The sequence below is a fragment of the Geomonas sp. genome, from assembly GCF_035254065.1.
In the GTDB taxonomy this organism is placed as follows: Bacteria; Desulfobacterota; Desulfuromonadia; order Geobacterales; family Geobacteraceae; genus Geomonas.
The window spans coordinates 1-8751 of sequence record NZ_DATFBA010000079.1 but is presented as its reverse complement, the minus strand read 5'-3'; the positions used below and the strand labels follow the sequence as shown (position 1 = coordinate 8751).

At 65.7% G+C, this 8751-nt stretch carries 7 protein-coding genes; all 7 read right to left on the bottom strand.

From position 1 onward, the window contains the following. Positions 1 to 2058 (bottom strand): glycogen/starch/alpha-glucan phosphorylase (locus VJ604_RS04300; RefSeq protein ID WP_324080147.1); only part of this gene is annotated, 2058 nt, incomplete at its 3' end. A gap of 12 nt (positions 2059 to 2070) precedes the next feature. Further along, the gene (locus VJ604_RS04295; protein WP_324080146.1) at positions 2071 to 2769 is read right to left on the bottom strand and encodes a cytidylate kinase-like family protein; all 699 of its coding nucleotides are present in this window, start codon (positions 2767 to 2769) and stop codon (positions 2071 to 2073) included. A 70-nt stretch (positions 2770 to 2839) separates the two neighbouring features. Beyond that, positions 2840 to 3820: a hypothetical protein gene (locus VJ604_RS04290; protein ID WP_324080145.1), complete on the bottom strand. Its 981-nt coding sequence runs from the start codon at positions 3818 to 3820 to the stop codon at positions 2840 to 2842. After that, positions 3814 to 5532 carry a SulP family inorganic anion transporter gene (locus VJ604_RS04285; RefSeq protein WP_324080144.1) on the bottom strand — a complete coding sequence of 573 codons (1719 nt, stop codon included), beginning with the start codon at positions 5530 to 5532 and terminating at the stop codon, positions 3814 to 3816. The genes VJ604_RS04290 and VJ604_RS04285 overlap by 7 nt, the downstream gene beginning before the upstream one ends. Positions 5533 to 5641: 109 nt before the next feature. Continuing rightward, complete coding sequence (locus VJ604_RS04280; protein WP_324080143.1) at positions 5642 to 6355, bottom strand: potassium channel family protein; 714 nt, start codon at positions 6353 to 6355, stop codon at positions 5642 to 5644. Beyond that, the gene (locus VJ604_RS04275; RefSeq protein WP_324080142.1) at positions 6352 to 7818 is read right to left on the bottom strand and encodes an efflux transporter outer membrane subunit; all 1467 of its coding nucleotides are present in this window, start codon (positions 7816 to 7818) and stop codon (positions 6352 to 6354) included. Before VJ604_RS04275 ends, VJ604_RS04280 begins: the two co-directional genes overlap by 4 nt. A 1-nt stretch (position 7819) precedes the next feature. After that, the coding region (locus VJ604_RS04270) for an efflux RND transporter permease subunit (RefSeq protein WP_324080141.1) at positions 7820 to 8751 on the bottom strand (932 nt) is incomplete at its 5' end.

Below are 8751 nucleotides of genomic sequence, written 5' to 3'. Positions count from 1 at the left end.
GCCGTTCATCATGAACTTCATGTTGCCGGTACCGGAGGCCTCCTTCCCTGCGGTCGATATCTGCTCGGAAAGGTCGGTCCCCGGGCAGATCACCTCCATCGCGGTCACCCGGTAGTTGGGGAGGAAGGCGACCTTGAGCCGGTCCCCCACCTCGGCGTCGTCGTTCACCACCTTGGCCACGTTGCAGATCAGCTTGATGATCAGCTTCGCCATGAAGTAGCCGGGAGCGGCCTTGCCGCCGAAGATGAAGGTGCGCGGGGTCACCTTGGCCTTGGGGTTGCGCTTGATCCGCTGGTAGAGGGTGATCACGTGCAGGACCTGGAGGTGCTGGCGCTTGTACTCGTGGATCCTCTTCACCAGCACGTCGAACAGGCTCCCGGGGTCCACCACGATGCCGGTCCGCTCCTTGATCAGCGCCGCCAGCCGGACCTTGTTCTCCTTTTTCACCTGCCGCCACCCCTGCTGGAAGGACGCTTCACCGGCGAAGTCGGCAAGCCTGCGCAGCTGCTCAGGGTTGGTCACCCAGCCGCCGCCGATTTTCCCGGTGATGAGCTCGGTGAGACCGGGGTTGCTGAGCACCACCCAGCGGCGGGGGGTCACCCCGTTGGTGACGTTGAGGAAAAGCTCGGGACGTACCTGGTAGAAATCCCGCATCACCGTCTCTTTGAGAAGTTCGGTGTGCAGCGCAGCCACCCCGTTGATGGCGTGGCTGCCGACCCCTGCCAGGTGCGCCATGCGCACATGCCGGTCGCCGCTTTCGTCGATGATGGAGAGCCGGGCCAGCAGTTGGTCATCGCTGCCCGGGAGCTGGCGCACTTCGTCCAGGAAGCGCCGGTTGATCTCGTAGATGATCTCCAGGTGACGGGGGAGCATGCGGGCGAAGAGCGGCAGCGGCCAGGTCTCCAGGGCCTCGGGCAACAGGGTGTGGTTGGTGTAGGCAAGCGAGGCGCGGGTGACCCGCCAGGCGTCATCCCACTCGAACTCGTGCTCATCCACCAAAAGCCGCATCAGCTCGGCCACCGCGATGGAGGGATGGGTGTCGTTCAGCTGCACCGCGAAGGTATCGGGGAAGGTGTCCAGGCTCCCCTCGCGCAACAGGTGCACGCGCACCATGTCCTGCAGCGAGCAGCAGACGAAGAAGTACTGCTGGGCGAGGCGCAGAGTCTTGCCGATCGCCGGCTCGTCGTTGGGGTAGAGGACCTTGGAGATGGTCTCCGACACCACCTTCTCGTCCACCGCGCGGTAGTAATCCCCCACGTTGAAGGCCTGGAAGTCGAAGGATTCGATCGCCTCGGACTTCCAGAGCCGGAGCAGGTCGGTCATCCCCGACCGGTAGCCCGCCACGGGGGTGTCGTAGGCGACACCCTTCACCACCTTGTCGGGGACCCAGCGCACCCGCAGGCGCCCCTGCTCGTCGTGACCCGACTCGGTGTGCCCGCCGAACTTAACCTCGTAGGCTATGCCGGGACGGCAGATCTCCCAGGGGTTCCCCATCTGCAGCCACTTGTCGGTCTTCTCCACCTGCCATCCGTCCCGGATCTCCTGGTCGAAGATGCCGAACTCGTAGCGGATGCCGTAACCGATGGCGGGGACGCGCAGGGTGGCCAGCGAGTCGAGGTAGCAGGCGGCGAGCCTCCCCAGCCCGCCGTTGCCCAGCCCCGGTTCCTCCTCCCGCCTGATCAGCTGCTCCAGGTCCTGACCGAGGGCTTCCACCGCCTGCCGCACCGGTTCCAGGATCCCCAGGTTCACCAGGTTGTTCCCCAGGTGGGGACCCATCAGGAACTCAGCCGAGAGGTAGCTGACGATCTTCACCCCCCGGTCGTGCAGGTGTTTCATCGACTGGTGCCAGTCATCGAGCATGCGGTCGCGGACCGCGTAGGCGACGGCGAGGTACCAGTCGCTGCGGGTGGCCAGTGCAAGGGGACGCGCCAGGGTGAACTCGAGGTGGTCGAGGATTCCCTGTTTCAGTTCGGCAACGCTCATCCCGCGGCGGAGATCGCCTCCCTGCTCGGCACCGGCGGACTTGCCGGTTCTTCCGGTACGTCCCTTCTCCGTCATGACGCCACCCCCTCACTTTTGATGGAAGACGAATCCCGCTATCATGCTGGCGATCTGCCGGTTCTTGAGCTTCGAGTTGTTGAAGACCGCGTGGTAGTAGAGGGGATCGTGCTCGTCCGCGTCCAGCACGTTGCGGATGATCTTGTCCCGCTCCTTCTGCTGGTCGAGCACGGTCAGTTCCGCATCCTGCTTGGAGATCTTCATCCGCTTGGCGATGGAGTTCACCTTGAACTCCTGTTCGGCGATCATCCGGAAATGGAAGCAGTTCTCCATCCCCTTCGTGATGATGGCCGCCCCCAGTCCGACGAAGATGGCGTTGCCGGCGGTGGCGATCATCACCACCTGCTCGCAGAGCAGCCGGTAGTAGTCGGCGTCCGTCTTCCAGTTGGGGGAGAAGGTGGCGAAGGCGTCGTCCAGCCAGCGGGATTTGTAGGTCCCCAGGGAGAGCATCACGCGCTCGGGGATGTTGTGCTTCTTGGCGACCGCATCCAGCAGGGTTATGTCCACTACCAGCCACTGTTCCCCGGTGGTCTCCTCGGCCATCTTCTGCAGTTCCTCGGCCACCGGAAAGGCCTCGCAGCCGAACTCCCGGGAAAGGGTGATGGTGGGCTTCAGCTTGGCCCCGGTAACCAGCATCTTGGCGCGGTTGCTCAACGCCTCGTACGCGCTCATCCTCTGCTCAACCGACGGGGTTAGAATAGTTACAGGCATGACGACCTCCTTTTTCGATGTGCGCTCCTCCGGCAGACGTCCCGGAGCACGTGGCGGCTACCCTTCTCCTTTACCCTTTTTCCTCCAGCGCCAGCTCCTCTTTGCCGAGAGAGACCAGCGTCACCACCATGCTGCGCCCCTCGGCGTTGAAGATCTCCTGGTAGCTAAGCTCGGGCGCCTCGTCCGATGCCTCGGCCCGCTTGATCCCCATCCGGTCGACGAACACCGTCTGCCTCGCCCCCCACAGCAGCTGTTCGGGATGCCCCAGCACCTCCCCGACCAGCGCCAGGTAGGTATCCAGCATCCGGTCGTCCCCGCCGAGCTTCTTCAGCTGCCCCTCGATCTCCGCGAGCCCCCTTTCCACCTCCGCCACGGTCAGCTTTCCGGAGGGGTCGGCCTGATCGAACCCCCATCCCCCCCGCTGCAGCAGGTTGTACTTGGCCTCCAGGAGCGCACGCCGTTTCTCCAGCTCCTCGCGCTCGGATTTCACGGCGGAGAGCTCCCTGAGCGCAAGGCCGATCAGGTGGTCGTAGGCCCGGCGCATCAGCAGGCGACGGGTCGCCGTTTCGTCCGCCGAGGGGTCGATGAGCCGATGGGCGTCGAAGGCGAGGGTGACCTGGGGGACGTCCTTGATCACCACGTCTCCCTTCAGCTCCGCCCCGAAGATCCCCCGCTCCTCCTTCTCCATGGCCAGCAGGGCGACGATGGTCTCGGAATCGTCTCCCGCCTTCTCCAGGTATTCGGCGAGGGAGGGGTCCTCCCGGAAGGCCTTGCGCATGTCCAAAGAGGAGATGAAAAACCTCTTGAGGGGGGAGTCCTCGCCCTGGACCGCCAGCCGCGCCGGCAGCGCGGGGGGAAGCTGCCCTACCAGGGTCACCACGTGATCGATGGCCCGGACCACCGCCGGCCTGAGCTTCTTCTTGTAGCCGGAGACCGCGCGCAGCCAGGGGTCGGTGCCCTCCACCACCCGCTCGATGGCCTCCTTGATGAGTGCTTCCGGGTAGCTCCCCTCTTTCTCGCTTCCGAAGATGGAATGCAGCAGTCTCAACATTGCTCCGCCTCCCTCCGGCCGGCCGCAGCCTGCGCCGATATCCCCGTCTGCTGCTGAAACTTCTCCACCGCCTGTTCCATGTTGAGGAACATCCTTTCCCGCCCGAGCCTCTCCCAAAGCGGCGACAGGCGGACCACCTTGACCACCTCCGGATTCATCGCCACCAGCCAGAGCATGGTTCCCTCTTCGCGCAGCCGCTCCTCGCCGTCGGTCATCATCCTGAGCGCGGTGTACTCGAGCTCGTGCACCGCGCTCAGGTCCAGGGCCAGCACCCGCGGAGCCGAGCGGGCTATCATGTTCCGCATCATGCTCCCCAGGCGCTGGGCGTTGCCGAAGTGGATAGCACCCTCCGGCCGCAGCAGCAAAAGGCCGGCGAAGGTCTCGTCTTCCGGATGCTCGGCCGACAGCGGACGGAAGACATTGGTGCCGGGCTTGCGCCCCAGCTCCGCGACCGGATGGCGGTTGGCGCGGATCATCAGGTTCACCAGCGAGGCGAGCACCGCCACCAGCAGCCCCTTCAGGGTGCCGAGCACCATGACCCCGAATGCCGCCAGAAGGGCCCAGCTGAACTCCATGGTGCGGACCTTCAGGATGGAGCGAAACTCCGCCGGGCTCACCAGGCCTATGCTGGCGATGATGACCACGGCCGCCAGCGTCGCGTTGGGCATCATCCCGAAGAGCGGCGCCAGGAAGAGCAGGGTAGCCACGATGACCGCGGCCGCCACCACCCCGGAGAGCTGGGTGCGGGCGCCGGCCCCCATGTTGACGGCGGTCTGCGAGGTCCCCCCGCCACCGGGCATGATGTGGAAGAAGCCGCCCACCAGGTTGCCCATGCCGGTCGCCATCAATTCGCGATTGGCGTCCGGCTGGGGGGTCCCCTTGTGCACGAAGGCGCGCCCGGCGGCGGCGGTCTCCACGAAGCTCATCAGGGCGATGCCCAAGGCCGCGGGCCACATCTGTCCGGCCAGGGAGAGGTCGGGCAGGGCTGCGCCGGGGAGCCCCGGCTGGACGGCTCCCACCAGCGAGATGCCCCATCTGTCGAGCCCGGCAAAGGCGGCGAGGGCGATCCCCACGGCCACCGTGATGAGCGGCGCCGGCAACTTGGGGGCGAAGTGCTCTATCCCCAACATAAGGGCCAGCATCACCAGGGCGAGCGCCAGGGTGGGGAGCGAGCTCTCCGGCAGGTGCTGCACGATGGAGATGAGATCGCGGAAGAAGCCGGCCTTGCTGATATGCACCCCGAAGAGCTTGGGAAGCTGGTCGAGCACGATGACCAGGCCGATCCCCGCCTTGAAGCCGGTCAGCACCGGGTCGGAGATCAGGTCGGCGACTACCCCCAGGCGCAGAACGCCCGCCAGCAGCAGGAAGACCCCCACCAGAAGCGACAGGGTGGCCGAGGCCGCCAAGAGCTGGGCGGGATCGCCCCCCGGGGCTACCTCGTCCAGGATGCCGGCCGTCAGGATGGCGATGGTGGAACTGGTGGTGACGCTCAACAGGCGGGAGGTGCCGAGGGCGGCATAGACCACCAGCATCACCAGCGAGGAGTAGAGCCCGACCACCAGCGGCAGCCCGGCGATGGCGGCGTAGGCCATCGCCTTGGGTATCACCACCGCTGCCGTGGTGAGCCCGGCGACCACATCGAAGCGGAGCCACTCCTTCCGGTAGGAGCCGAGCCAGTCGACCACGGGGAATATGTTGAGCCGCTTTTCCATCCTGCCACCTTGCCTTCAAGAACAACGGTGAGGCCGTTCACCCTGAGCCTGTCGAAGGGCGTGGAACTCATACGGCATTGTAAGCCTGGGGTGATGGGGTTCCCCTTTTTCAATCCTTTTCCGGCTGACTGCCGCGACGTGACACCTCCAGTGAAACGAGCCGGGCCAACAGCGTGGCCGGGTAGAGCTGCCCCACCAGTGCTTCCACCACCGCGAACATGCGGGTAAGGTCATGGGTGGGGGTAATGTCCCCGTACCCCACCGTGGTCAGGGTCACGAAACTGAAGAAGAGCAGCTTCTCCTGCCGTTCGGCATCGAAACCGCCGGTTGTGCCGGTGATGCTGAAGGCCCCGCCCGGCAGCACCTGGTCGAGCAGGCCGTACAGGATCGACCAGGTGATGCCGAACAGCAGATAGGCGGCCACCGCCCCCATGATCCGGTGCGCGGTGACCGGCCTGTCGTCCGCGTACACCTTGTAGAGGGTCCCCACCGTCAAGAGCACCATGAAGATCAAAGAGATCAGGCTGCTCCAGCGTGCGATGGCCGAGGTGGCCACGATGTGGGTAAGCCAGCGCAACACGATGGCGCACAGGGCGATCATGCCTGCGAACCAGCGGACCGTGGGGCGGCGCGACATGCTGACCACCCCGGCGACCATCAGCAGGGAGAGGAGCAGGCTGGTGAGCAGCCTGACCGTGGGCCAGTCCACGATCGGCCCGAGGAAGAGGGCGAGGAAGACCAGGACCAGAAAGGCGGAAAGCCCCCGGTCCCCCAGCCACAGGTCCGTCCATCCCCGGACTATGTCCGCCCGGGACAGCTTCATGGCTTCGGGCTGGTCGCACCTGTCGGCTGCGGGGCGGCCGCCGCCTGGCCCTCCTTGGGCACCGTCATCTTGTCCGCTTCATTCACCCATCCCCCTCCCATCGCCTTGTAGAGGTTGGCGTAGGAGGTGAACAGCTGGGCGCGGAACTGGGCGAGGTTCAGCTCCGCGGGGAAGAGCTGCTGCTGGGCACTCAAGACGGTGAGGTAGGGCGCATAGCCTCCGTCGTACTGCAGCTTGGCGAGCCGCTCGTATTCCTGGTTCGCTTTCACCAGCCGCTCCTGGGCCTGGATCTGGCCGACCAGCTTCTGGCGGATCACCAGCGCGTTCTCCACGTCGGCGAAGGCGCTCTGGATAGCCGCCTGGTAGCCGATCAGCGCCGCCTGCTGGGCAGCTTCGGACTGCTTCACCTGGCCGGAGATGGCGCCGGCGGTGAAGATCGGCCCGGTGATGGTCCCGCCGTAGCTCCAAGTGCGGGCCGGCGCCTTGAACAGGTTATCGAGGTACTGGCTGGCAAAGCCGTAGGCACCGGTCAGCGAAATGGTCGGGAAGTACAGTGCCTTGGCCGCGCCGATCTGGGCGTTGGCGGCCACCAGGTTCTGCTCGGCCTGGGCGAGGTCGGGGCGGCGCTCCAATAGCTGCGACGGAAGCCCCGAGGGAACCGCCGGGAAGGAGAGCTCGTAGATGGTCTTCCCCCTGGCGATCGGCCCGGGGTTACGCCCGAGCAAGACGGAAAGGGCATTTTCCAGCTGCGCGATCTGCGACTCGATCTGCGGAATGGTGGCGGCAGCCGTCTCGTACTGCGAGTTGGCCTGCTCGACGTTCAACTGGGGGATCTGACCGTACTGGAACTGCAGCTTGAAGAGCCTGACCGACTCGGAATAGGCGTCCAGGTTCCTCTTGGCGATGGCGAGCTGTTCGTCGAGGCCGCGCAACTGCAGGTAGTTCCCCGCCACCGAGGCGACCAGGGAGAGGATCACGCCGCGGCGCGCCTCCTCGCTGGCCATCAGGTTGGCCCTGGCTGACTCGGAGAGCCGCCGGACGCGCCCCCACAGGTCAAGTTCCCAGTTGACGCCGCCGAAGAGCTGGAAGGCGCTGTACGGGTTGGACACCCCGGAGCCGAGCGGGAAGGCTTCCTTTTCGCTGGCCCTAAGCCGCTGGGCGCTGCCGCCGTAGGTGACCTGCGGAAAGAGCGGGGAGCGGGTCTGGGTGAGCACCGCATCGGCCTGCTCGATGTTGGCGGCGGCGATCTGCACGTTCTTGTTGTTGGCCAGGGCCTCGGCGATCAGATTGTCCAGCACCGGGTCCTGGAACCCCTTCCACCACTGGGTGTTCGCCGTGTCCTGGGCCTCCTGGTCCCCGAAGCGGAAGGACTGCGGGGTGTCCACCGCGGGACGGTGGTAGTTTGGTCCCATCATGCAGCCGGAAAGCCCGAGAACTGCCGCAAGTATCATGAGTCGGCGCATGTCAGTGTCCTCCTTCCCCGGTGGGCTCGGCAGTGGGAGGGGGACCTCCCTCATGCGGTGGCTCGCCACCCTCCTTGGCGGCCCGGGCGGCAGCCTTGGCCTCCGCCTTCGCCTTCTTGCGCTCGGTCCAGTTGTCGAACAGGTAGAAGAAGAGCGGTACGTAGAGCATGGCCAGGGTGGCCTCGCCGATCATCCCCCCCATGATGCCGGTGCCGATGGAGTGCCGGGCGTTGGCACCGGCGCCGGTGGCGAGGGCAAGTGGGAGTACGCCGAAGATGAAGGCGAGCGAGGTCATGATGATGGGGCGGAAGCGCTCCTCGCCGGACTTGACGGTGGCATCCAGGATGGAGAGCCCCTGCTCGCGCAGTTCCGCCGCGAAGGCGACCCTCAAGACGGCGTTCTTGGCCCCCAGGCCGATCAGGGTCAAAAGGCCGATCTGGAAGTAGACGTCGTTGGAAAGGCCGCGCATCCAGTTGAAGACCAGCGCGCCCAAAACGCCGAAGGGGACCGCGGTCATTACCGAGCCGGGCATGGTCCACGACTCGAACTGGGCGGCGAGCAGCAGGAAGATGATGATCAGGCCGAAACCGAAGGCGGCGATCGAGGAGGCCCCCGATTTCTTCTCCTCGTAGGCCATGCCGGACCAGGCGAAGCTGTAGCCGGAGGGGAGCACCTCGCGCGCCACCTCTTCCATGGCGTTCAGCGCGTCACCCGAGCTGTAGCCGGGAGCCGCGTTGCCGGTCACCTGGGCGGCCGGGAAGCCGTTGAAATGGGGGACCAGGTCCGGGTTGGTGACGTACTTGGTGGTGACCAGGGCCGACAGCGGCACCATCTTGCCGTCCTTGGACCTGGTGTAGAGCCGGGTGATGTCCGCCGTGGTCTTCCGGTAGGGGGCGTCGGACTGCAGGATCACGTTCCAGACGCGGCTGTACT